At 72.7% G+C, this 20,806-nt stretch carries 17 protein-coding genes; 7 read left to right on the top strand and 10 right to left on the bottom strand.

The window, feature by feature from the left end:
* Together Ade02nite_RS37005 and Ade02nite_RS37000 are read right to left on the bottom strand one after the other, a co-directional pair.
* A partial coding sequence (locus Ade02nite_RS37005) for a cytochrome c oxidase subunit I (protein WP_203773961.1) occupies positions 1–792 on the bottom strand: 792 nt, incomplete at its 3' end.
* 125 nt (positions 793–917) lie between these two features.
* Positions 918–2,024, bottom strand: coding sequence for an FAD-dependent monooxygenase (locus Ade02nite_RS37000; RefSeq protein ID WP_203773959.1), 1,107 nt, complete (start codon positions 2,022–2,024; stop codon positions 918–920).
* Between the two features lie 189 nt (positions 2,025–2,213).
* On the opposite strand from Ade02nite_RS37000, the gene Ade02nite_RS36995 reads away from it, so the two are divergent.
* The gene (locus tag Ade02nite_RS36995) at positions 2,214–3,293 is read left to right on the top strand and encodes a DNA polymerase ligase N-terminal domain-containing protein (protein ID WP_203773957.1); all 1,080 of its coding nucleotides are present in this window, start codon (positions 2,214–2,216) and stop codon (positions 3,291–3,293) included.
* A 41-nt stretch (positions 3,294–3,334) separates the two neighbouring features.
* Here the strand turns inward: Ade02nite_RS36995 and Ade02nite_RS36990 are convergent, their stop codons facing one another.
* A complete protein-coding gene (locus Ade02nite_RS36990; protein ID WP_203773955.1) occupies positions 3,335–3,598 on the bottom strand; it encodes a hypothetical protein in 264 nt (87 codons plus the stop codon).
* A 97-nt stretch (positions 3,599–3,695) separates the two neighbouring features.
* Here Ade02nite_RS36990 and Ade02nite_RS36985 point away from each other — a divergent pair, with 97 nt between their 5' ends.
* The 3 genes from Ade02nite_RS36985 to Ade02nite_RS36975 all read left to right on the top strand — a co-directional run bounded on the left by Ade02nite_RS36985 (position 3,696) and on the right by Ade02nite_RS36975 (position 6,346).
* Positions 3,696–4,505 carry a DUF1996 domain-containing protein gene (locus Ade02nite_RS36985; protein ID WP_203773953.1) on the top strand — a complete coding sequence of 270 codons (810 nt, stop codon included), beginning with the start codon at positions 3,696–3,698 and terminating at the stop codon, positions 4,503–4,505.
* A gap of 63 nt (positions 4,506–4,568) precedes the next feature.
* Complete coding sequence (locus Ade02nite_RS36980; protein WP_203773951.1) at positions 4,569–4,862, top strand: hypothetical protein; 294 nt, start codon at positions 4,569–4,571, stop codon at positions 4,860–4,862.
* Between the two features lie 149 nt (positions 4,863–5,011).
* Positions 5,012–6,346 (top strand): amylo-alpha-1,6-glucosidase, encoded by a 1,335-nt coding sequence (locus tag Ade02nite_RS36975; protein ID WP_203773949.1) that lies wholly within the window; start codon positions 5,012–5,014, stop codon positions 6,344–6,346.
* On the opposite strand, the gene Ade02nite_RS36970 is transcribed toward Ade02nite_RS36975, so the two are convergent.
* From Ade02nite_RS36970 to Ade02nite_RS36955, 4 genes are all read right to left on the bottom strand, one after another.
* Complete coding sequence (locus Ade02nite_RS36970) at positions 6,343–7,428, bottom strand: S-(hydroxymethyl)mycothiol dehydrogenase (RefSeq protein WP_203773947.1); 1,086 nt, start codon at positions 7,426–7,428, stop codon at positions 6,343–6,345. The genes Ade02nite_RS36975 and Ade02nite_RS36970 overlap by 4 nt on opposite strands.
* A 31-nt stretch (positions 7,429–7,459) precedes the next feature.
* Positions 7,460–7,942, bottom strand: a complete 483-nt coding sequence (locus Ade02nite_RS36965) for a MarR family winged helix-turn-helix transcriptional regulator (protein ID WP_203773945.1) — start codon at positions 7,940–7,942, stop codon at positions 7,460–7,462.
* Between the two features lie 184 nt (positions 7,943–8,126).
* Entirely contained in the window at positions 8,127–8,516 is a 390-nt protein-coding gene (locus Ade02nite_RS36960) for a cupin domain-containing protein (RefSeq protein ID WP_203773943.1), read from the bottom strand.
* A gap of 19 nt (positions 8,517–8,535) precedes the next feature.
* Complete coding sequence (locus Ade02nite_RS36955; protein ID WP_203773941.1) at positions 8,536–10,230, bottom strand: EAL domain-containing protein; 1,695 nt, start codon at positions 10,228–10,230, stop codon at positions 8,536–8,538.
* Positions 10,231–10,611: 381 nt separating this feature from the next.
* On the opposite strand from Ade02nite_RS36955, the gene Ade02nite_RS36950 reads away from it, so the two are divergent.
* A complete protein-coding gene (locus Ade02nite_RS36950; RefSeq protein WP_203773939.1) occupies positions 10,612–12,219 on the top strand; it encodes a restriction endonuclease in 1,608 nt (535 codons plus the stop codon).
* Here Ade02nite_RS36950 and Ade02nite_RS36945 read toward each other — a convergent pair.
* Entirely contained in the window at positions 12,168–12,974 is an 807-nt protein-coding gene (locus tag Ade02nite_RS36945; protein ID WP_203773937.1) for an FkbM family methyltransferase, read from the bottom strand. The genes Ade02nite_RS36950 and Ade02nite_RS36945 overlap by 52 nt on opposite strands.
* 91 nt (positions 12,975–13,065) lie before the next feature.
* On the opposite strand from Ade02nite_RS36945, the gene Ade02nite_RS36940 reads away from it, so the two are divergent.
* Entirely contained in the window at positions 13,066–13,806 is a 741-nt protein-coding gene (locus Ade02nite_RS36940; RefSeq protein WP_203773935.1) for an alpha/beta fold hydrolase, read from the top strand.
* A 111-nt stretch (positions 13,807–13,917) separates the two neighbouring features.
* Here the strand turns inward: Ade02nite_RS36940 and Ade02nite_RS36935 are convergent, their stop codons facing one another.
* Positions 13,918–18,867, bottom strand: coding sequence for an arginase family protein (locus tag Ade02nite_RS36935; RefSeq protein WP_203773933.1), 4,950 nt, complete (start codon positions 18,865–18,867; stop codon positions 13,918–13,920).
* Between the two features lie 85 nt (positions 18,868–18,952).
* Between Ade02nite_RS36935 and Ade02nite_RS36930 the strand changes: the two genes are divergently transcribed.
* Positions 18,953–19,897 carry a hypothetical protein gene (locus Ade02nite_RS36930; RefSeq protein WP_203773931.1) on the top strand — a complete coding sequence of 315 codons (945 nt, stop codon included), beginning with the start codon at positions 18,953–18,955 and terminating at the stop codon, positions 19,895–19,897.
* Between the two features lie 88 nt (positions 19,898–19,985).
* Here the strand turns inward: Ade02nite_RS36930 and Ade02nite_RS36925 are convergent, their stop codons facing one another.
* On the bottom strand, positions 19,986–20,774 hold the full coding sequence (locus tag Ade02nite_RS36925) for an SDR family NAD(P)-dependent oxidoreductase (RefSeq protein WP_203773929.1): 789 nt from the start codon (positions 20,772–20,774) through the stop codon (positions 19,986–19,988).
* Between the last annotated feature and the right edge of the window lie 32 nt (positions 20,775–20,806).

The following is a 20,806-nucleotide window of genomic DNA, read 5'->3' as shown; positions in this document are numbered from 1 at the left end:
CACCTCGGGGTGGCCGAAGAACCAGAACAGGTGCTGCCAGAGCATCGGGCCGCCGGTGTCGACGTCGAAGACGTGGGCACCGAGGACGCGGTCGGCGGCGAGGGCGAAGAGCGCTGCGGCCAGGAACGGGAACACCATGATCACCAGCAGGCTGGTGACGAGGATGTTCCACGTCATGATCGGCATGCGGAACATCGTCATGCCCGGCGCGCGCAGGGTCAGGATCGTGGTGATCAGGTTGACACCACCGAGGATGGTGCCGAGGCCGGAGAGGGCCAGGCCGACCACCCACATGTTGCCGCCGATGCCCGGCGAGTGCAGCGAGTCGCTGAGCGGCGTGTACGCGAACCAGCCGAAGTCGGCAGCGCCACCCGGCGTGAGGAACCCGCTGATCGTGATCGTGCCGCCGAACAGGTAGAGCCAGTAGGCGAACGAGTTGAGCCGCGGGAACGCCACATCGGGCGCGCCGATCTGGATCGGCACCACGAAGTTCGCGAACGCGAAAACGATCGGCGTCGCGAAGAACAGCAGCATGATCGTGCCGTGCATCGTGAACAGCTGGTTGTACTGCTCGGGCGAGAGCAGCTGCATGCCCGGCCGAGCCAGCTCGGTGCGCATCAGCAGTGCCATCAGGCCGCCGAGCATGTAGAACACGAAGGCCGTGATCATGTACATGATCCCGATCTGCTTCGCGTCCGTCGTGCGCAGGATCCGGGCGAATGCCGAACCCTTGACCTGCCGCCGGACCGGGTAGGGCCGGGTCACGATCGGCTTAGGCGCAACGGTCGTCACGAATAGCCTCCGTTGTCTCGTACGTACCGCTCAGTGCGCCCATAGTGAAAGGCGTACCTCGCAGGCAGAATAGTCCCCCACCTGTGCAGGGCGGGCGGGGGGTGACCATTGAGGCCGTTCGGCGATCAGGCCGGCGGGACCAGTGGCTGGTAGTGCTCCGTGAAGATCCGCAGGCCGCGGCGCCGGAGCATCGGGTCGCGCAGGGCGGGTGGCACATCGCGAGTGCGATCACGCTCACGGGTCCGGTCACGCACGGCCTCGCATCGAGGCCGGCGGCGGGTCTCGTACGCCCGGAGGGCCGCCGCCACGTCGCCGGAGGCGGCGCGCAGCTCCTCGCCGAGCACGACAGCGTCCTCGAACGACATGGCCGCACCCTGGGCGAGGGTCGGCGCGGTGGCGTGCGCCGCGTCACCGACGAGCAGCACCGGGCCGCGCGACCAGCTCTCCAGGACGACCTCGTCCGTGCGCGCGACCTGCACCTTTTCGATGGCGTCGAGGATGGCGGGCACCGGCCCGCCGAAGGTGCCGAACAGCTCACGCAGGCGGGCCCGGGGATCCTCCGGGTTGGGCGAGTCGGGCGCGGTCTCGTCGGCGTAGCAATAGATCTTGCGGCCACCCATGGGCATGGCGACGAACGACGACCGCCGGCCGAGCAGCGCGGTCCAGTCGCTCAGCGGCGGACCGCCGGTGACCACGGCCCGGTAGACGATCTGACCGGTGGGGTCGGCCGCACCACCGAGCCCGGCCTTGGCGCGGATCGTCGAGCGGCGGCCGTCGGCGCCGACGACCAGGTCGTACTCCGCGACGCTGCCGTCTCCGAACTCGACCTTGGCCGCGCCGTCGAACATCTCGAGGTCGCGCACCGCTGTGTCGTAGCGCACTTCGCCGCCGACGCCGGTGAGCAGGACCTGCTGAAGGTCGGCGCGGGACAGCGCGCGCGACTCGCCCACACCGGCCCAGAGCCCCGCCACGTCCATCTCGAACAGCTCGCGGCCGCGCGCGTCGAGAAAGACCTGCCGGAAGATGAGGTCGCCGAGCGGCCGGAGCGGCGCGTCGAGGCCGAGCTGGCGCAGCGCACGCGAGGCGTTGCCGGGCAGATAGATGCCGGCGCCGGGCAGCATGGTCGCGGGCAGTTCCTCCACCACGTCCGGCCGGAAGCCGGCGAGTCGCAGGGCGCGCGCGGCGGCGAGCCCGGCGATTCCGGCGCCCACCACGAGGATGCGCAACGTCATCGCAGCACTGCCTCCCACCGGTCGGACACGCGTTGGAGCCAAGACACTACCCCGCGCCACCGATGGGGGAAACCCGCGATCATCGACGTGTCCGAATTGTTCAGAAGGCTCGCCATGTCCCCACCCTCGCATGGGCGTATGACAAATTACATCGGTGTACTTTTGCTCACCGCGGGGAAAAATAGGGTCATGACGGACCGTCTGGCGGAGTACCGGAGCAAGCGGGACGCCCGGCGGACGCCGGAGCCCATCCCCCGCCAGCGCAAACGCGCCGCTGCACCGGCCACACAGGACCGCAACCGCTTCGTCATCCAGCAGCACCACGCCAAGAGCCTGCACTGGGACGTGCGCCTCGAACGCGACGGCGTGCTGGTCTCCTTCGCCGTCCCGCGCGGCCTCCCCAAGGAGCAGGCCCACAACAACCTGGCCAAGCACACCGAGGACCACCCGCTCGAATACCTCACCTTCGCCGGAGAGATCCCGGCCGGCGAGTACGGCGGCGGGCGGATGACCATCTTCGACCAGGGCACGTACGAGGCCGACAAGTGGCGCGACGACGAGATCGGCGTGACGTTCCACGGCGACCGCACCCACGGCCGCTACGTCTTCTTCCAGACCGGCGGCAACGACTGGATGGTCCGCCGCATGGACCCGCCCGAGCCCGGCTGGGAGTCCATGCCGGACGCGGTCGAGCCGATGCTGCCCGTCACCGCGGCCGAGCTGCCCCGCGACGACGCCGACTGGGGATACGAGCTCGCCTGGGGCGGCCGGCGCGCGCAGGCCTACGTGCGCGGCGGACGCGTACGCCTGATGGCCGACGGCGACGTGACGAGCTGGTATCCGGAGATCCGCGGCCTCGGGCCGGCACTGGCACCGGTCGAGGCGGTCCTCGACGGCGAGATCGTGGCCTTCGACGGGCAGCGGCCCTCCCCTGAGCTGCTGGCCCGGCGCAAGGCGCCGAAGGACTCCGCGGCGGCGAGGCGGGCGGCGGAGCGTACGCCGGTGCATTTCCTGGTGTACGACCTGCTGTGGCTCGACGGGCACAGCACCCTCGAGCTCGTGCGCTACGCGGAGCGCCGCGAACTGCTGGAGGGCCTGTCGATCGCGGGCGACCACTGGCAGACGCCGCCGTACTTCCCGGGTGGCGGCGAGTTCGCCCTCGAGACGGCCCGCGCGCAGGGGCTGGCGGGCGTCATCGCCAAGCGGCTGGACTCGCCGTACCTCCCCGGCCGGCGCAGCCGGCTCTGGCTTTCTGTTATCGCGCGCTGAGGCGGCCGTCTCCCTGTCGTGCCGCACACGACGATCCCCCATCACCGCCGCCGGCCCACCAGGGCGCTGACCGCCGTCTGCGCCGCAGTGGCGGTGGTCGCGGTCGCCGTCTCGGTGGCGGCGGTCTCGCTGCGTGGCGACGACGACACCGCATCGCTGGTCGGAGCCGCGGCCTCCGTCACGCCGGCCACGACCGCTTCTTCGGCCCCGGCCTCCGCTTCGATTTCGGCTTCGGTCTCGGCTTCCGTTTCCGCTTCACCCTCCGCTTCGGCCACGCCGTCGACCACACCCTCGGCGACGGCCACCTCGAAGCAGGCGCCCGCGAAGGCCGGCTGGATCCCCGTCGACCAGGCCGCGTGGCGGCAGCAGCTCACGGCGTACGAATCCCGCAAGATCGACCCCGTGCCCGCCGGCGTGGGTGATCTCCCCGAGTTCCGCGCGGATTGCCAGTACAGTCACCGGCTCGCCGACGACCCGATCGTGCAGCCGGGCCTGCCGGGCGCCTCCCACATGCACTCCTTCGTCGGCAACAAGGCCGTCGACGCGGGCACCACCGCCGGCGACCTGATGAAGTTCACGGCCACCACCTGCAAGCCCGTGCAGGACCACTCCGCGTACTGGGTGCCGACGCTCTACGACAACGCCACCGGCAAGCCCGTCGAGACCACCGGCTTCCGGGTCTACTACCGCTCGCTGCGCGCCGACTCGAAAGGCATGATGCCGCTCCCGAACGGCCTGCGCATGGTCGCCGGCGACGCGAAGAAGAAGGTGCCCACCCCACGCGGCGCCCAGGGCCAGTTCTACTGCGCCTTCTACGGCCCCGGCGACCTCGACGGCATCGCCCGCAGCACCAACGGCAACTGGCCCATCTGCGGCGGCGACGCCACCCTGCACTTCATGCTGCAGTTCCCCGACTGCTGGGACGGCAAGCACCTGGACAGCCCCGACCACAAGAGCCACGTCGCCTTCGGCACCGGCGAGGGCTGCCCCGCCGGCCATCCGGTCCGCATCCCCGCCCTCACCTTCGACATCCAGTACGGCGTGAAGGGCACCCCCCAGGGTTACTACCTCTCGTCCGACAGGGACCTCAAGAGCGCCTCTTCGATGCACGGCGACGCCTTCGTGATGTGGGACGAGGACGCCATGAACAAGCGCACCAAGAACTGCATCCTCCAACGCCGAACCTGCGACAACTACGGCTACCTGAACTGACGCGCGCCACCCCCGAGTTGCACCCCCCGGCCAGATTGAGATCGACAGTCGCCGATCTGTGACGTGACCTCGCCGGGGGTGACCGTGGCACGGAGGCCGCCCGGCTCCACCGGCAACGGCGAGGGAGATGCCGGCCGGTCCGCCCCGCGCGGCGGGCCGCCGGCCAGCGTCGTCGGTGGGCTGATGGTCGCGGGTGACCTCGGCGACGACGGCTTCGTGAGGTGGCCGGAGGCGGCCCCGGAGATGGTCCGCAAGGTCGTCGCGCAATGCGAGTCGTTCGGGTGGGCGCCGCTCGGCGCGGCCTGCTGGCTGGCGAACACGGAGGCCAGCGACGAACGGGCCCGGGCGACGCTCTGACGGACCGCGTGTCCGTGACGTGGGGGTGAACGGCGGGTTCCCTTCAGGCGGAGGGCCGGTGAGCCGATCGGGGTTTACCGGCGTCTGAAGCGGAAAGGTCTTCTGGTTAGATGCACCCCGACCACGCCCCGACCGCACCGATGACTGAGATGTCTGCCGAACTCTGGAACTCCGCCGCAAGCGTCCTCGAGACGAACTGGGCCGGCGATCACATGGTCCCCTCCCGACGCCTCTACCCCCACCAGTGGAGCTGGGACACCGCCTTCATCGCGGTCGGTCTGGCCTACGTCAACCCCACCCGGGCCTGGCGCGATCTGCGCAGCCTCTTCGAGGCGCAGTGGCCGGACGGGCGGGTGCCGCACATCGTGTTCGACCCGGCGATGGCCGAGGCCGACTACTTTCCCGGTCCCGCGTTCTGGGGCGTTCCCTCGTACGGCAGCAGGCCCGCCCACGGCAGCACCGGCATCGTGCAGCCGCCGTTGCACGCCGTGGCCGCCTGGGAGGTCTACCGGCGGGCGGCCGCGCACGGTGCCGCGAGCGCGCAGCAGGCGCGGGCCGAGCTGGAGTGGCTCTATCCTCGCCTGGTCGCCCAGCAGGACTATCTGACCGGGCAGCGTGACCTGGGCGGCGGTGGCCTGGCGAGCATCGTGCACCCGTGGGAGTCGGGCCTGGACAACAGCCCGGCCTGGGACGCGGCGCTGGCGAACGTGCCGGCCGACCTGTCGCTGCTCTCCGTCTACCGCCGGCGCGACCTGGCCGTCTCGCACGCCGCGCACCGGCCCACCGACACCGACTACGCGCGCTATGTGGGTCTCGTGATCAGCTACCGGGCCGGCGACTACTCGGACACCGGGCTGCTGGAGCGGCACGCGTTCGCTGTCGAGTGTCCCTCGTTCAACGCGATCCTGGGCGCCGCCGAGCTGGCGCTGGCGCAGATCGCCGGGGTGCTGGGGCTCGGCGGCAAGGCGGACACCCACCGGGAGCGCGCCCAGCACATCACCTCGGCGATCGTGGCGCGGCTGTGGAACCCGGAGACCGGCATGTTCCACGCCCGCGACGTGCGCACCGGCCGGCTGACCGCGGCGCGCTGCGTCAGCGGCCTGGTGCCGCTCATGCTGCCCGACCTGCCCGCCGAGCGGGTGGCGGGCGTGCTCGACGCGATGCGTTCGGAGCGGTTCGGTACGCCGGTGCCGAGCTACGACCGTACGGCGGCCGACTTCGACACCATGCGCTACTGGCGCGGCCCGGTCTGGATCAACGCGAACTGGCTGCTGCGCCGGGGCCTGATGGTGCACGGGCTGCGCGACGAGGCCGAGGACCTGCGCGCCGCGATGGTGCGCCTGGTGCACCGCAACGGCCACTTCGAGTACTTCCACCCGGAGACCGGCGAGGGCCTGGGCGCGCCCAGTTTCAGCTGGACCGCGGCCCTGGCCCTCGACCTGCTCGCCGACCGATCGGTGCCGGCCTACGCGAAGGCGGCCTAGAAGAGCACCACCGACCGCAGCACGCCGCCGGTGTGCATCTTGTCGAAGGCGGCCTCGACGTCGCCGAGTCCGATCTCCTCGGTCACGAAGGCGTCGAGGTCGAGCCGTCCCTGCAGGTAGAGCTCGGTCAGCATGGGGAAGTCGCGGGTCGGCAGGCAGTCGCCGTACCAGCTGGACTTGAGCGCTCCGCCGCGCCCGAAGACCTCCAGCAGCGGCAGCTCGATCCTCATGTCGGGGGTGGGCACGCCGACCAGCACCACCGTGCCGGCCAGGTCGCGGGCGTAGAACGCCGTCTCGTACGTCTCGGGACGCCCGACCGCCTCGATGACGACGTCGGCACCGAAGCCGCCGGTCAGCTCCTTGACCGCGGCGACCACGTCGGTGCCGCGCGCGTTGACGGTGTGGGTGGCGCCGAAGCCCTTGGCCCACTCCAGCTTCCGCTCGTCGGTGTCGATCGCGATGATCGTGGTGGCCCCGGCCAGCGCCGCCCCGGCCACCGCGCCGTCGCCGACGCCGCCGCAGCCGATCACGGCGACCGAGTCGCCGCGGGTGACGCCGCCGGTGTTCACGGCCGCGCCGATGCCGGCCATCACGCCGCAGCCGAGCAGGCCCACCGCGGCCGGCCGCGCCCGCGGGTCCACCTTTGTGCACTGCCCGGCGGCGACCAGTGTCTTTTCGACGAACGCGCCGATGCCCAGCGCCGGGGAGAGCTCGGTGCCGTCCTCCAGGGTCATCTTCTGGGTGGCGTTGTGCGTGGCGAAGCAGTACCACGGCTTGCCCTTGCGGCAGGCCCGGCACTCGCCGCAGACGGCCCGCCAGTTGAGCACCACGAAGTCGCCCGGCGCGACCTCGGTGACGCCGGCGCCGACCGACTCGACCACGCCGGCGGCCTCGTGGCCGAGCAGGAACGGGAAGTCGTCGTTGATGCCGCCCTCGCGGTAGTGCAGGTCGGTGTGGCAGACGCCGCACGCCTGGATCGTGACGACGGCCTCGCCCGGGCCGGGGTCGGGGACGACGATGGTGGTCACTTCGACCGGGGCACCCTTGCCGCGGGCGATGACGCCCTGCACTCGCTGACTCATCGCCCCAGCGTAGGGGCCCGGGGACCGGGCGTCAGCGGTCGGACGGGACCCGCACCTCGACCGGCGCCTCGAGCAGCGCGGCGGCCACCTTGGCGAGCTGGCGCACCTGGGCCTGGGTGAGCCGGTCGAAGACGAGCTGCTGGACCGCCTCGGCATGCCCGGGTGCGGTCGCGACGACCTTGGCGTAGCCCTCGTCGGTGAGCACGGCGATCTGGACCCGGCCGTCGTCGGGGTCGCGCTCGCGGTGGACCCAGCCCTGCCCTTCGAGACGGGCGACGACGTGGGACAGGCGGGAGAGGGAGGCGCTGACGGACTTGGCCAGGCGGCTCATGGCCAGCCGGTGGCCGGGCTGTTCGGACAGGTAGACGAGCACGATGTAGCCCATGTGGGTCAGGCCGGCGTCGCGCTGGAGCTGGGCCTCGAGCGCGGCGGGCACCCGGATGAGCACCTCGACGAAGCGGCGCCACGTCTGCTGCTGCTCGTCGGACAACCACCGTGGCCGAGGCTCTGTCATGCAGGAAGGTTAGTGAAGGTCTGCCCGAAGGTCACGATCCGGGTGGAACACATCGACGCTCGGCTCTGGCTTGGGTACGCTGCGCGGGAACTTTGCTCTCCTCGGCACGGCGCCGGGACCGGCTGGCTGGGGGGCCACGGCCGGTCCCGGTGTCGTGCCTTCCCGCGGCGCACGGCCGCGACGGTCAGCTCTGCGGCGGCTCGTCCTTGCCCTGTTCCTCCAGCCGGTCGGCCTCTTCCTTCGTCTTGTGCACGGCGCCGTCGGCGTGCTCCGGCGGGCCGTAGACGGTGTAGAGGACCAGCGGGTTCGGGCCGGTGTTGAGGAAGTTGTGCTTGTGCCCGGCGGGGACCACGACGAGGTCGCCCTGCGCGACGTTGCGGGTCTGCCCCGACACGATGGCCTTGCCGGTGCCGCTGACGAAGGTGAGGATCTGATCCACCTCGTGGACCTCCTCACCGATCTCGCCGTCCGGCGGGATCGTCATGATCACCAGCTGGGTGTGCTTGCCGGTCCACAGCACGCGGCGGAAGTCCGGGCTCTTCTCGGCGACGGTGGCGATGGTGAAGTGCTCCATGCGCTGACGTATACCCCGCTCAGGGTGTATGCAATCGGCCCTCGACGACCGGCGCCGGGCGGCCGATCAGGTAGCCCTGCACGTAGTCGACGCCGAGCTCGCGGAGCAGCCGCAGGGTGGGCTCGTCCTGCACGAACTCGGCCACGGTGTGGATACCGTACGCCTGGCAGACCTGCACCAGCGCCCGCACCAGCACCTGGTCCTGCGGGTTGCCGACCAGGTCGACCACGTACTCACCGTCGATCTTGACCAGGTCGATGGGGAGGATCCGCAGGTAGCGGAAGGACGCGTAGCCGGAGCCGAAGTCGTCGAGGGCCAGCTCGCAGCCGAGGTTGCGGACCCGGTCGGCGAACCGGCGCGCCTCGCTCAGGTTGCCGATCAGCGCGGTCTCGGTGATCTCGAAGGTGAGCTGCTCGGGCTTCACCCGGTATTGCCCGATCAGCCGCTCCACCTCGTCGGTGAGCCGCGGGTCGCCGACCGAGCGGCCGGACAGGTTGATCTGCAGGCAGGTGGAGGGCTGCTCGGCGGCGAGCTGCATGGCCCGCTCGACCACCCAGAGGTCGATGTCGAAGACCGCGTCGAGCCGCTCCGCGGTGTCGAGCACCTGGATCGGCGACTGCGGGCCGTCCGCCTCGTCGAGCACCCGCAGCAGCAGCTCGTGCCGGGTGACCGTGTTGCTCTGGAGCTCCAGGATCGGCTGGGCGTAGAGCGTGAACCGGTCGGTGTCGAGCGCGGTGGCGACCCGTGTGCGGTAGGAGCCCTGCCGGTCGCGCGCCGGCACGGGGTGGGCGACGAGGGTGAGCGGCCGGTCCGCCTCGCGCGACTGCCGCCACGCGTGCTCGGCGTCGATCAGCAGCTCGTGGCTGCCCGCGTCGCCGTCCGGGGTGAAGCGCACCAGCCCGCCCCACGCCTCGGCGCGCAGCCAGGTGTCGGTCAGCACGAACGTCTGCGAGCGCAGCGCCTGCACCAGCAGCTCGGCTTCGCGGCGGGCCATCGGCCAGGAGGTGCCGGGCAGCAGCAGGCCGATCTCGTTGGGGCCGACCCGGCCGAGCAGGGCGCCCTCCTGCACCACGCCCTCGAGCACGCGGGCGGCCCGGTGCAGCAGGTCGGCGTTGCGCTCGGGACGGCCGGCGCTCTCCGGCTGCACGCGGATGACCAGCACCGCTCCGCCGCCGCGGCGCATCGCCCGGTCGACCTCGTCGGCGAAGCGCGCCCGGGTGAGCAGGCCGGTGGCGGGGTCGGGCTCGATGAGCGAGTCCTGGACGGTCTCGCCGCGGCGGGCCAGGCGATCCATCTCGCGGCGGGCGCGCTCGCGGGCGGAGACGTCGGTGATCGTGCCGCGGATGCCGCGGACCGTCCCGTCGGGACTCTTCACCGGCTCGACGCGGCAGTCCACGTCGAACCAGCCGCCGTCGGCGCGCATGAGGCGCACGGTGGTGCGCACCGTGCTGCGGCTGGTCCACGCCGCCGTGATCGCGCCGAGCGCCTTGGCATGGTCGTCGCGGTGCACGTAGCGGACCAGGACCTTGCGGCTCACCTCGTCCTGCGAGGGCGGGTGCCCGAGCATCTCGCGCAGCGCCGCGGACCACACGATGCGGTCGCCGCTCGCCGTGTACGAGAACCAGGCCGCGCGCTCGGCGGGCTGGTCGTCGGCGGGGCTGCGCTGTTCCGGAAGCCGCGGCGGGACATGCCGGTGCTCGTCCGGTGCCACCATCGCGCGCGCCACCTCCCCGCGTCTCCCCTGCCCCCTGAACTATTACGACCCGTCACGGGGTCGATATAACAGTGGACGTCCGCTCCAATGTTTTGCGCGGCTTGCCAACAAAACCGCGAGCTGCTCTTTCTCGCCCGATCAGAGTAGGGAATTAGCCGATCGGTTGACCACTGCGCTGCGTAATTGTTGCGAAGCAATCCGGTCAGTTCCATGACAGACAGTCACTACCTGTACCGATCGTGGAACCTACCGCGATTCCTACCCGTCTCGGCGGACTGGCATGCACGCTACGCGCTACGAGGGACGCGCCGCGTAACCAGATCCGTAGAGGATGGATATGGTGGCCATCGGACCTACGCGAGTAGAGGCAAAGGGCGAGGCATGGGCATCATTCGGAACATGCAGCGGGTGCACGCCACCCAGGCGGCCGCCGAGCAGCGGGCGAACACCGCCGCGGCGCAGCAGCGCGACCTGATCCGCCGCAATGCCGATCTGGCCATAGCGGCCGCGCAGCAGGCCGCCTCCGACACCGAGCGGCAGCGGGAGCGCCGCCGGCTCTACGTCGACGCGCGCAACGCCGACGCCGCCGCGGCCAACGCCGAGATCCGGGCCCGGCTCAGCGACCTCGACACGCTGCTGCTCTCCACCCTGGACGTCGACGACCACATCGACCTCCAGGTCTTCAAGAAGCCGGTCGTCGTGCCGCCGTTCGACCCCGGCCCGCTCGGCCGGCCGCTGCCGGAGCCCCGGTGGGACAGCTACGTGCCGCCGCAGCCACGCGGCGTCGGCAAGATCCTCGGCGGCGACCGCCTGCGGCAGCAGCAGACGGCCAGCGCCCGGCGCGCCTACGAGGAGGCGCGAGCCCGGTGGGTGGAGGGCGAACAGCGGCGCAAGCGTCAGCTCCAGGCCCGCCGCCGGCAGTACGAGGAGAGCGTGCGCAAGCACGAGGAGCAGATGGCCGCCTACAACGCCGAGGTGGACCGCTTCGCCGCCGCGGTGGCCGCCGCGGACCCGGCTTCCGTGGTCGAGTACTTCGCCATGGTGCTGGGCAACTCGGTCTACCCGGACGACTTCCCGCAGCACTTCCGGCTGGCCTACCTGCCCAAGCAGAAGCACCTGCTGATCGAGTACCACCTGCCGCCGATCGAGGTGGTGCCGATCGTCAAGGAGTACCGCTACGACCGCATCCGCGACGACCTGACGGCGGTGCCCCGCGACGAGGGCGAGATCCGCAGCCGGTACGTGGAGGTGATCGCCCGGGTGACCCTGCGCACGATCCACGAGGTGATCGAGGCGGACCGCGGCGGGCTGGTGCGGCAGGTGTCGTTCAACGGCATCGTGGACAGCATCGACCGGCGTACGGGGCAGTTCGTGCGGCCGTGCCTCGTCTCGCTCAAGACCGCCCGCGACACGTTCGCCGCGATCAAGCTGCGCCGCGTCGACCCGGTCGCCTGCGTGAAGCACCTGGAGGGCGTGCTCTCGCCCAGCCCGGACGAGCTCGCCGGCATCTCCCCCAAGATCGATTTCGACCGGGACGCCGACCGCGACTTCACCGAGGAGTTCAACGTGCTCGCCGAGATCGACGAGCGGCCCAACCTGGTCACCCTCTCCGACCCGGCGTGGGAGCAGCAGCTCGCCGACCTCTTCGGGGTGATGGGCCTGCAGATGGGCACGCCGTCACGCACGGGCGCCGGTGTGCGCTGGGTGGCCACCGACCCCCGGCCGATCTTCGGCGGCCCGGTGGTGGTCTTCGCGACGCGCGGCCCCGCGGCCGGTGGCGCCGCGGTGCACGCCCTGGCCGGCGCGGTGAGCGCGGCGGGCGCGACCAAGGGCATCCTGGTCTCGCTCGGCGGCATCGAGGCCGAGGCGTACGAGGCGCTGGCGGGCCGCCCGCTCGAGCTGATCGACGGCCCGGCCCTGGTGACGCTCCTGTCGAACTACTGCCGCGTCAAGGCCCGCATCGAGCTGACCGAGACGGTCACCGCGTAGACGTCGCCCGCGTTCGCCTCGTGCGGGAGGCCGGCGAGGTGCGCACGCATCTCCCGGCCGGTGACCCAGCGGCCGAGGTCCAGCGCCATGGTCTCGGCGAGCGAGACGTCGTAGCCGGTGAAGCCGAGGACGGCGAGGCGGTCGAGGCAGCGCGCCGCCACGTCGCGGGCGATCGTCGTGAACTCGAACGACAGCGCGGCGACGGGGCGGCTCAGCCCGGCGAGGACGGCGTCCTCGTACCCCTCGACGTCGATCTTGATGAAGGACGGGGCGCCGAACTCGCCGATGAGGGCGTCGAGGGTCACGGTCCGCACGGTGACCTCGGCGTCCCACGTCTCGCGCTCCCATCCGCCGGCGCCGTCGGCGGCCCGCACGAAGCGCTCCGACACCGTCGAGACGGTCGGGTTCGCCGAGTTGACGTGCAGCGCGACGCTGCCCTGCCGGTCGGCGCAGGCGGCCTCGACGATCCGGACGGGCCGGCCCTCGTACAGCCGGCGCAGCGCCCGCACGCACGGCGGTTGCGGCTCGACGGCGACCACCCGGGCGCCGAGCCGCAGGAAGCTCGCGACCCGGTCGCCGACGTGCGCGCCGACGTCGAAGACGAGATCACCCGGGCGGACGAAGCGCCGGTAGAACGCGTCCATCGCGGCGGCCCGGCCGGCGTCGCCGTAGTAGTAGTCGAGCGAGTGGCCGATCATGGCGAGGCTCGGGTCGGCCCGCAGCTCGCCGAGCAGCCGAGCGGTGTCGTCGATCATGGTCCTCCTCCGGCACGTGGGCGTCCGGAATGCCCCGTCCGATCCGATTCATGCGGGGCATATCGGTCCACGCAGCGGGTAGAGCAGGAGGATGGTCTTCCGCCGCCACTGGACACTCGCGCGAGGGCTGCGGATCCACGACACGGCCGCACAGGACGCCGCCGGTGTGCCCGTCGTCTTCGTGCACGGCCTCGCCGTCTCGCATCGCTACCTGATGCCCACGGCGCGGGCGCTCGCCGCCCGGCATCCCGTGGTGGTGCCCGACCTGCCCGGCTTCGGGCTCAGTGACAAACCCTTTCGCGCGTACGACGTCAGCGCGCACGCCGATCTCCTGAGCGACTGGCTCGACGCCCGGGGCGTGGGCGCCGCGTGCCTCGTCGGGCACTCGTTCGGCGCGGAGGTGGCCGCCCGGCTCGCCGTCCGCCGGCCCGGCGCGGTCGCCGGCCTGGTGCTGGCCGGCCCGACCACCGACCCGCGGGCCCGCAGCCGCCGCGGCCTGATCGGGCGCTGGCTGGTGGACACGCTGGTCGAGGCGCCCTGGCAGGCGCCGATCCTGGTGCGCGACGTGGCCGACGCCAAGCCGTGGCGGGTGCTCGCCACCGTGGGCCACTCGGTGCGCAACGAGGTCGAGAAGGACCTGCTGAGGCTGCCGGTGGCGCCGCTCGTGCTCGGCGGCGGCCTCGACACCGTGGCGCCGCTGAGCTGGCGCACCACCGTGGCCGAGATGACCGGCGGCACGTCGGTGACCATCCCGGGCGCGGCACACAACGTGCTGACCACCTCGGGCCGCCGCTCCGCCGCCGCGATCGCCGCCTATCTCGCGTCCCGCTGACGCGCGGGCCGCTCACCAGCGGCGACCCACAGACGGCGGCTCAAAGCGGCAGCTCCAAGGCGTCGGCCCACAAGGCGACAGCTCCATGGCTGCGGCTTACCGGGTGGCGGCTCAGAAGATCGCGCGCACCAGGCCGGCGAGCACGTCGCGGTCCGCGGGGTCGGCGGGCTCGTACTCGGTGATGCCGAAGCCGGCGAGCGGGAACCGCTCGGTGAGCGCCCGCACCGCCTCGGCGAGCCGGCGCGGGGTGACGCCGCCGGGCGCCGGGCTGCCGACCGACGAGAACGTGGACGGGTCGAGCACGTCCAGGTCGATGTGGATGTAGACGGCCCGCGCACCCGCCGCGGCCACCGCCGGGGCGACGTCGGCGACCGGGGCGACAATAATCGAATTGTCGGTAATGTACTCCTGCTCCGCCGGATCGAGCGCCCGGACGCCGGCCAGCACCACCTGGTCCGGCCGCAGCACGCGCCGCGGTTTCAGATCGGCCGGGCCCTCGCCGAGCAGCGCGCGCAGCACCATGCCGTGGAACGCGCCGGACGGCGACGACTCCGGCGTGTTGAGGTCGCCGTGCGCGTCGAACCAGACCACCACGAGCCCGTCGCCGTACCGGTCGAGCGCCGCCTCGATCGGGGCCAGCTCGACACCGCAGTCGCCGCCGGCCGTGACCACGGGCGGGTCGGTGACCGCGGCCCGGACGGCCGCCAGATTGTCCCCGAGCGAGTCGGTCACCGGCACCCGCACCCGCCGGTCGGCCGGGATCAGGCGGGCCAGCTCGGCCGCCCCGTCGGCCAGCCGGGCCGCGGTCGGCGAGCCGGAGCCCTGCCACTGCCCCACCTCGAGGACCGTGCGGCGCGGCGGCGCGACGATGCCCAGCTCGGCGATGCGCTGCCAGAGCGGGCTCATCGCCGCCTCCGGCTCGCGGGCGAAGATGCTGCCCCGGATGCGGACGAAGACACAGTTGCCCACCCTCTCCAGCACCGCCTGGCGGCGCATGTCGCTCTCCCACTGCTCCGGACCGTGGTACGCGTCGCCGTCGCACTCGATCGCCAGCCGTCGGCCGTCCGGCGCGTTGAGCACGAAGTCGATGCGGTACGCCCCGATCCGGAACTGCGGGATCGGCCGGAACCCGCGCGCCAGCAGCCGCTTGAGCACCTCGCGCTCGAAGTCGCTCTCGCAGCGCCCGGCCAGGTCCGCCGCCTCCTCGGCCGGGGTCAGGTGCAGCGCGTACGAGAGCAGCAGCGCCCGCGCGTCGTCGGCGAGCAGCGAGCCCGGCCGCACCGAGTGGAAGATCCAGAGCTGGTCCCGGGCACGGGACGCGGCGACGTTGACCCGGCGGTGATATTCACGCTTGGTGAAAGCCGCGACCCGCGGATCGTTGTCGGAGACCACCATGGACACCAGCACGACGTCGCGCTCGTCGCCCTGGAACGTGTAGGCGTCGCCCACGCGCAGCCGCCGCGCCTGGATCTCGTCCTCGCCGATCTCCTCGCGCAGCAGATGAAGAAGGTACGGCGCCTGCCCGCTCGTGCTCAGCAGCGAGATCACGCCGAGCGTCTTTCCCGCGTACGCCGGATCGCGCACGATGGCCGCCACCTGCGCGACCAGCGCGTGCGCCTCGTCCGCGTTCACGTCGCCGAAGCCGGACAGCTGCTGCCGCACCCCGGCGGGCAGGAAGACCGTGCGAATCGGCGCCAGCGACGGCCGGTCCGCCCGCAACGGCATGATCTTGCCGTCGTAGTAGTGCCGCGACGAGAACTCGATGATCTGCGGCACGCAGCGGAAGTGCTCGGTGAGCAGGATCCGCTCCGGCGACCGCCGCACCGCGTGGTCGTAGAGCGACGACTCCGGGTCGAAGTGCTCGGCCGAGGGCACGTCGCCGAGATGGCCGTGTATCAGGCCGGCGACCGTGCCGACGAAGCCGAGCTGCGGCCCGATCTGCTGGTCGTCGCCGACCACCACGGCCCGCTCGGCCAGCGACAGCACCGGCAGCGCGAAGAGGTCGGCCTGCGACGCCTCGTCGACGATCACCACGTCGAACCGGGCGCCGCCGGCGAACTGCTCGATCGCCCGGTCGACCGACATGACCCAGACCGGCACCGCCTCGACGGCCTGCTCCATGGCCCGCTGCGCGTGCGCCTGCCACGCCGCCGCGGTCCGCCCGGTCCCCTTGCCGATCTTGCGGAGGGCGGTGGTCCAGTCGGCCAGCGCGGCCCGTCGCCGATCGTCCAGCCCGCGCGACACCTCGAGCCAGGCCGACGCCACGACCAGCTCGGCCGTCCGCCGCCGGATCTTCTCGCGGGCGCTCTCGACCCGCTTGGCCAGCACGGCCGGGTCGACGCTGCCGATCACCTCGTCGAACCAGGTCTGCGCCCGCCGCCACTGCCAGGCGTCGAGACACGCCTGCCCGGAGACCGCCGGCACCCGTCCCGCCTCGATCGACGCGGTCCACTCGGGAGCCGCCGGGCGCAGCCGGTCGCGCAGCATGGCGTACCGCTGGGCCTCGGGTCTGATCTCCTCGATCCGGCGTGCCTCGGCCAGCTCCGCGTCCCAGCCGTCCAGCGTGTCCCACGCCTCCGCGAGCCGCCGCCACGGAGCCAGCCGCTCGGCGATCTCGCGGCGCCGCCCGTCGAGCGCGTCCAGCTCGGCGACCGCATCGGCCCCGTCGAGCAGCTCCGCGACCTCGGCGAGATTGCGGGTGTCGAGGTCAAGGTCTCGCTGCGGTACGAGGTGAGCGAGCCGCCCGGCCAACGCGGGCCACTGGTGCACGTCCCAGTCGAGCGACTGCCGCGCCTCGGCCAGCAGCGTGCCCGCCCAGATCTCCGGGTCACCGGCCGGCGCCGGGATCGTCAGCCGGCCGATCCACTCGGCCCAGTGGCCGCCCAGCCGCTGCCGCGCCAGCTCGCGCCGCACCGACGCGGCCGCCACGTCGACGTCCTCGACCGTGCGCAGCGGCTCGCCGTCCACGCGCACCTCGTCGGCGAGCCGGTAGAGGGCGGCCTGGAGCAGCCGGCTCAGCCCCCGGCCGCTCGCGAACCGCTGCCGCACCTCGGCGAGCTGGGCGAGCAGCCGCTTCGGCTCCGCCGCGTACGCGCCCGGGACGGTCACCGGATGGCCGGCCAGCGTGCGGGTCAGCGTGGCCAGCTCGGCCAGCAGCGCCTCGGTGGCGGCCACGTGATCGGCCCAGACCACGCGCCAATGGGGGTCGTTGAGCAGCCGGCCCAGCCGGTCGGTCCAGGCGCCCTCGCGCCGGCGCAGCCACGTCAGCGCGTCGTGCAGGCCGGCCCGCACGGCGGCGACGTCCTCACCCCGTACGGCCTGAAGATCGAGCCCGGCCGACGCCAAGCGCGACACCCGCGCCGAGAGCACGTCCCGCTCGGCCCGGGTCCGCGCCGCCCCGGCGGCGTCCGGCAGATCATCGGTGCGCGGCAGGGGGCGCAGGGCGGCGGCCCGGTCGGCGGGCGAGAGACGTGCGGCGGAGGCCAGCAGCGCCTGGAGCTCGGCGGCGTCCAGGGGCGGCGGACCGTCGACCGGATCGGGGATGCCGCTGCGCGTGGCCGCCCGTTCCCGCAGCCAGGCGCCCACCTCGACGGGAGTCAGCGGAGCCCCGTCGATCGGATACGTGACCGCCTCGTTCTCCGCGATCGCGCGCAGGCCGCCGAGGGCCGCGGCCAGCTCCCGTTCGGCCTCCTCGAGCAGCCCGGTCAGCCGCTCCACCCGCCGGGCCTCCGCGTCACGGTCCAAAGTGGCGGCACGGTCGGCCAGCTCGCGGGCGGCGAGCTGGAGCTGGACGAGCTGATCGGTGGTGCGCCCCAGAACCGCCAGGCAGAGCGCCTGGATCTCCTCGGGAAGGCCGTCGCGCAGCACCCGCAGCGGGTCCTCCTTTTGCGCGACGACCAGCACCCGCTTGCCGTTCGCCATGAGATGGCAGATCAGGTTGCGGATCGTGTGGGTCTTGCCGGTGCCGGGCGGACCCTGCACGGCCACGTTGCGGTGCTGGGCCAGGCGCCGGGCGATCGACTCCTGCGCCTCGTTGGTGGGCAGCGGCATGAGCAGGCGCTCGCCGACCCGGCGCCAGCTCTCCGGCCGGTCGTCGGGCATCCGCAGCTTGCTCGGCTCGTGCGCGACGATCGCGGCGAGCGCGCCGATGCTCGCGGTGTCGCCGGCCAGCAGCCGGTTGCGCAGGCTCTCGAGGAAGCCGCGCAGCAGCCGCTGCTTGGGGCGCGCGAAGAGCACGCCGACGTCGTTGATGTGCGGCAGCGAGGTCTCCGCCCCGGTGATCAGCCGGTCGTAGCCGAGGCGGCCCAGCGCCCGCTCGAAGAGCTCGCGCCGCTCCAGGTCGTTCCAGAGGTCGACCTCGAGCGTGCCGGCCGGGCCGGCCAGGCCCAGGAGCTGGCTCAGGTAGCGCTCGTCGAGGCCGGCGAGGGCATCGGTCTGGAGCCGGGAGGGCCCGGCGGGCGAGACGGTGACGAGGGAGCGGTCGGGCTCGTACTCGATCAGCACGGGCGTGGCGACCAGCGGGTAGCGCACGCGCTCGCCGTTGACCACGGTCTCGAGCAGGCCGTGCCCCCAGACCAGCTCGGTGGTGGCGGCGCTCATGTCGATCTGGTGCATCAGGTCGAAGAGCCGGCGGTGCAGGGTGCGGGCCTTCTCGGCCTCGCCGGTCGCGTAGGCCCAGGGGCGCCAGACCTCGTCGCGCCAGGTTTCGAAGTCCGTTCCGGGCTCTTCGGGGGTGGGTTCCTCGCCGGCTGTCACGTCGCCGCTTTTGTCGGGCGCGGGTTCCTCGCCGGCCGTCACGTCGCCTCGGAGGTGGCGGCGCAGTGCGGCCGGGACGGCGACCGGCGGCGGCAGGGCGGGAAGCCCGACACGCAGCCAGGACGTGCCGTCGCCGGCCGGACCGGTCTGGCAGGCCGGGTGGTCGGGCAGTTCATCGAGGCGGTACGCGTCGGCGGGCACGACCCGGGCGGGCCGATCCATCTGGGCGCGCACGGCGAGCAGATAGTCGGCGACCGCGACGGCCCGGTCCCGGATCGTCGTGGGCGACTCCAGCTGCTCGGACATCCTCCGAAGTCTAGGACGCCCGGTCCCGTCCGCGCCGCACGCCGAACCGCTATGGTGACCGCCCCTGATCTTGGAGCGTGACCACGTGAGCACCACCCCGCCGGACGACCCGGACCCCTCTGCCGTCCCGCCCGGGCAGTTTCCGCCGCCGCCGCGGTATCCCGTGCCGCCCGGCTATCAGCCGCTCACCGGCCCGCCCGAGCCGCCGCCCTACGCTCCGCCACCGCCCGGTTACCAGGGTCCGTGGACCGCCGGCGCCCGCGCGACGTTCCACGCCGGCCCGGCCGACCCGCTGGTCAGCGCCGACTACAACGGCTGGTGGCAGCGCACCGTCGCCCTGCTGACGGCGGCCTGGCGCCCGATGGCCCTGGTGCAGCTCATCGGCGCCGCGCCGCTGCTGGTGCTGGCCGTGATCTTCGGGGTGGGCTTCACGCCGGCCGGCTTCGCCGACTCGTGGGACAGCGACGACGTGGCCACCGCGCTGGCCGTCCTGCTCCCGATCGTGCTGGCCGCCATCCTGCTGTCCCTGCTCGTCCAGCTGGCCACGCTCGACGTCGCGGTGCAGCACGCGACCGGCCGCCCGGTCTCCATCGCCGCCGCGCTCCGGACCGGCCTGCGCCGCCTGCCCGCCCTGGCCGGCTGGGGCCTGCTGGGGGGCCTCGTCGTGCTGGTCGGCTTCCTCCTCTGCGTGCTCCCCGCCTTCTACGTCGGCGCGGCCCTGGCCACCCTCCCGGTGATCGTCCTGGTGGAGCGCGGCGCCGCGATCGGCCGGGCCTTCCGCCTCTTCCACGGCGACTTCGGCTCGTCGATCGCCCGCGTCGCCACCCTGGCCGCCGTGCAGATCGCGCTCGCGGTGATCGAGGGCATCTCCGGCTTCATCACGGCCCTCGACCCGACCGGCATCACGGGCGGCGTGACCTCTGTCGCCTCCGCCCTCGTCAGCGGCGTCGTCGTGGCCCCGTTCCTGCTGACCACGTACGCCGACATGCGGGCTCGCGTGGAGCCTTTCCGCACCGCCGACCTCGCTTAGCCGGCCCTGGGGGCGCGCTCACCCGGCGCGCCCTCGCCTGCCCCGCCTCACCTCTCCTTGCGGCGCTGTCCACGTTGCTTGCGCCGCCTCACCCCTCCTCCCGGCCCTTGAATTGGTGATCGTCCGCGTCCTGTTCCTCCGGGTCGCGGCCCACCGCCGATCGACCACCGTCGACCGGGATCACCGCGCCGTTGATGAAGGCGGCCTGGTCGGAGAGGAGGAACGCCACCGCGTCCGCCACCTCCTCGGGGCGCCCCATCCGGCCGAGCGGCTGGAGCAGGCGGATCTCGTGCTCGAACCCGGCGCGCTCCTCGGCGGGCAGCGACGCGACGTGCGAGTCCGATCGCCGGGTGGCGATCGATCCGAGGGCGAGCGCGTTCACCCGTACAGCAAAACGCCCGTAGTCGACCGCAAGCGCACGCGTCAGTCCCTCGACGGCCGCCTTGGCCGTCGCGTAGGCGAAGGCGCCGCGCACCGGCCGCTGCGCCTGGTGGGACGAGATGTTGACGATGGCACCGCCACCGCCGCCGGCCAGGAAGCTCCGCAGCGCCGCGGCGCACCCCGCGAGAACGGGGTCGACGTTGCGCGCGATCAGGGCACTCATCTCGGCGGCCGGCGTCTCGTGCAGCCAGGCGTCCGCGAAGATCGCGGCGTTGTTCACCCAGCCCCGCAACGGTTCCGCGGCCGACGCCGCGCGGGCGACCACGTCCTCGTCCCGGGAGTCGCCGATGATGGGCACGATCCGGTCGTCGCCGGAGGCCCAGCTCAGCGCCTCGGGGTCGAACTCGACGACCACGACTGTCGCGCCCGTCGCGGCGAGGCGCTCGACGATCGCGCGGCCGATGCCGCGGCCGCCTCCGGTGACCACATAGCTCATGACCCCAGTTATATAGAGAACGCCCCGGTGGT

It is taken from the genome of Paractinoplanes deccanensis, assembly GCF_016862115.1.
GTDB lineage: Bacteria > Actinomycetota > Actinomycetes > Mycobacteriales > Micromonosporaceae > Actinoplanes > Actinoplanes deccanensis.
The sequence above is the reverse complement of the archived record's forward strand: the minus strand, read 5'-3'. Positions and strand labels throughout refer to the sequence as shown.